This window comes from uncultured Veillonella sp. (genome assembly GCF_963522475.1).
Lineage (GTDB): Bacteria > Bacillota > Negativicutes > Veillonellales > Veillonellaceae > Veillonella.
Map to the genome: position 1 here is coordinate 1 of NZ_CAUQYW010000030.1, position 3,206 is coordinate 3,206.

Consider the following 3,206-nt stretch of genomic DNA (forward strand, 5'->3'; position numbering starts at 1 on the left):
CGCAACGATATGCTCTTCGTAGAAGGCAAAGAATCTAAATAATAAGTAACCCGAATCGTTGCATACTGCTGGCGATTCGGGTTTTACTGTATCTATTATGAGGTTTATAGGTATAATACGGGTGCTGATAGCACCATGTATTAGTGAAAGGAGAGGTTACTGTGGACTCTCTGAATGAACGAAAACTCTTTCGCATATCAGTTATTATTGTCTTGGTTATTGCTGTCATAGCTAGCATGATTATCTCACTGATTTGGGGCTCAACACCGGTGTCACTATCGGAGATTTGGCACACATTGTGGGCTAGTGAGCTAACAGATACAGCATCGCAAATCATTTGGAATATTAGGTTGCCTCGTAATATTGTTGCTGCATTAGTTGGTGCTTGTTTAGCTGTATCGGGTGCCATTTTACAGGCGGTTATGAAGAACCCTTTAGCAGATCCTCAAATCGTTGGCGTTTCCTCCGGTGCTGGACTTGCCGGTGTTATTATATTTATTCTTTTCCCTGGCTATGATCATATTGTGCCTCTCGTCGCCTTTATAGGTGCTATGGCTGCGGCGTTGATGGTATATGCTCTTGCTTGGAAGAATGGTGTACGCCCAAGCCGTATCATCTTGGCTGGTGTTGCAGTGGCTGCTTTTTTAGGCTCTGGAATTTCTGCACTACTTGTATTCTATGGAGATCGTGTGCAAGGAGCCTTACTTTGGATGGTAGGGGGATTGGCTGCACGCAGTTGGCCTCAAGTAGAGGTTCTGTTCCCATACGCGTTAGTCGGTCTTATTTTTGCCTGTTTAGGTGCCAAACGTCTTACTATTTTAAGTTTAGGTGATGAAACAGCAAAGGGGTTAGGCCTTAAGGTAGAACAAACGCGGTTTATTATGACTGCTGTTGCGGCTCTATTAGCAGCAGGTGCCGTTAGTATTGCGGGCTTAATCGGTTTCGTAGGCCTCGTCATACCGCATATGTTACGACTTATCATCGGTAATGATTATGCTTATTTACTCCCCGGCTCTGCATTATTAGGGGCACTCGTCCTCGTTGTTAGTGATACGGTAGGGCGTGTTATGTGGAGTCCAATTGAGATACCGGTTGGCATTATCATGGCATTCTTTGGGGCGCCATTCTTCTTATATCTATTGAGGAGGGATAACTAATGAATACGGCTATTGATGTAAATCAGTTATCCGTCACTCTCGGAAATCGTCATATTTTACATGATATTAATGTATCTGTCCCTGTTGGTAAAATAACGACTTTAATCGGGCCTAATGGCTGTGGTAAAAGTACACTCTTACGGTCTATGATTGGATATATTCATAGTCCTCGTGAATGTGTGACTATTTTAGGTAAACCATTACAGTCGTATTCACAAAATGAATTGGCACGTCAAATGGCGTTTCTGCCACAGGTGCCTAATATGCCAAAGGATATGACCGTAGAAGAATTGGTATATTGTGGACGCTATCCATACCAAATGTGGTGGAAGAATACGGCCAAAGAGGACCGAGAAATCGTTGACTATGCATTAGGAATTACAAAAACGAATCATTTACGGAATCAATTAATTCCATCCTTATCTGGTGGTGAACGGCAACGGGTATGGATTGCTATGGCGTTAGCACAACAACCAAAATTATTAGTGTTAGACGAACCAACAACATACTTAGATATTAACCATCAACTAGAAATTATGGAGTTGTTAAAACGATTAAACGATGAACAAGGGTTAACCGTATTGATGGTACTCCATGAATTGACGCAAGCCGTACAATATTCTCATTATATGGCTATTATAAAAGATGGTCATTTAGTGACAGCTGGAGACACGAAAGAAATCGTATCGGATGAACTATTTAGAGATGTATTTTCCGTAGATGTACAAATCGATACCTTTGATGATAAACAATATGTACGCGTAAAAGGTTTAGTTGAGTAGATAGCTAGACTAATAGTGAAATAGGGCATTCCCGAAATGGGGAATGCCCTATTTAGCATGTTAGAATATGTTAAAATGTAACATCAACGCCATATGCTTCTTTCACTAAACGAGCCATAGCCTCAGGTGTTTGTAGACCTGGGTTAAGTAGGAATAGTTTAGATGGTAAGTAGATGACACGGTTGTTTTGTACAGCCTTAAGATTAGCCCATGCAGGATTATCTGTCATAGCTTTCTTCATGGCCTTTGTAATTTCTTCTTCTTTACCCATGGTAACGACGAAGATAATATCAGGGTTATCAGCGGTTAATGTTTCAAGAGAATACGGTACTGTTTTATCTTGAGCTGTACCATCTAGGTGAGATGTTACAACATTTGTCATACCTAATTCTTTGACCATAGATGCAGTTACCGCTTCGTCGGTTTCGGCTGTCACACCTTTACCGGTAGCACGCAATACGGCAACACGTGCAGGTTGTTGGTTTTTAATGGCATCCTTTACCTTTTGAATGTTACTTTCATAGGTGGCAATAACGGATTTAGCCTTATCTTGATGGTTTGTTAACTCTCCAAGGAATGTTAGCATTGGCACATTATCCTTGATGCCATCGTAATTGAAAAGTACGGCTGGAATATTGTTAGATTGTAATTGGGATTCATATTTTTTATGTTGGTTTTCCAAACCCAATACCACATCTGGTTTTAAACCTAACAATTGTTCCATGTTGATATTAGCCGTTTGACCTAATGCTGGTAATGCTTCTAAGTCTGGTGCTAATTTATCTGTTGTGCTAGCACGGGAGATAGCCTTGCCATCCACTGCATATAGCATGGACAACACGGAATTTGAAAGAACGGCGATGCGTTGTGGATCCTTTGGTACAGTGTAGGTTTCACCATTAAAGGTAAGTTCCTTCGTAGTAGCAGAAGAGCTGGATGTGGATTTACCACACCCAGCTATTGCTAGTACAACCATGACCAAAGCGAGACTACAAAGTAGTAGTTTTTTCATGATGTACTCCTATGTACGTTAAATAACGATACTAGTTAAATTGTAAATTGATTATTTTTGTAAAGCGTCCCAAGATTCGTTAGCACGTTCAACGAACAAGTTACGGATGTTAGGGTTTTCACCTAAACCATGGATGTAAGTGTCAACTTTGAAGCCTTCTTTTTCAAGAATGGATTTATGGGATTTTGGTTCTGCACCGGCCATGTCATTATTTGCATGGTCGCCAGCTACCATCATGAATGGCATCAATGTAAC

The 3,206-nt window shown here is 40.9% G+C and carries 4 protein-coding genes; 2 read left to right on the forward strand and 2 right to left on the reverse strand.

What is annotated here, in order from left to right:
• Window positions 1-161 precede the first annotated feature (161 nt).
• The gene (locus RWP19_RS09390) at window positions 162-1,157 is read left to right on the forward strand and encodes an iron ABC transporter permease (RefSeq protein WP_314357433.1); all 996 of its coding nucleotides are present in this window, start codon (window positions 162-164) and stop codon (window positions 1,155-1,157) included.
• The gene (locus tag RWP19_RS09395) at window positions 1,157-1,939 is read left to right on the forward strand and encodes an ABC transporter ATP-binding protein (protein WP_137662299.1); all 783 of its coding nucleotides are present in this window, start codon (window positions 1,157-1,159) and stop codon (window positions 1,937-1,939) included. The genes RWP19_RS09390 and RWP19_RS09395 overlap by 1 nt, the downstream gene beginning before the upstream one ends.
• Before the next feature lie 70 nt (window positions 1,940-2,009).
• Here the strand turns inward: RWP19_RS09395 and RWP19_RS09400 are convergent, their stop codons facing one another.
• Both RWP19_RS09400 and RWP19_RS09405 read right to left on the reverse strand, forming a co-directional pair.
• Window positions 2,010-2,951, reverse strand: a complete 942-nt coding sequence (locus tag RWP19_RS09400; protein ID WP_295276538.1) for an ABC transporter substrate-binding protein — start codon at window positions 2,949-2,951, stop codon at window positions 2,010-2,012.
• Between the two features lie 51 nt (window positions 2,952-3,002).
• The coding region (locus tag RWP19_RS09405) for a sirohydrochlorin cobaltochelatase (RefSeq protein ID WP_314357434.1) at window positions 3,003-3,206 on the reverse strand (204 nt) is incomplete at its 5' end.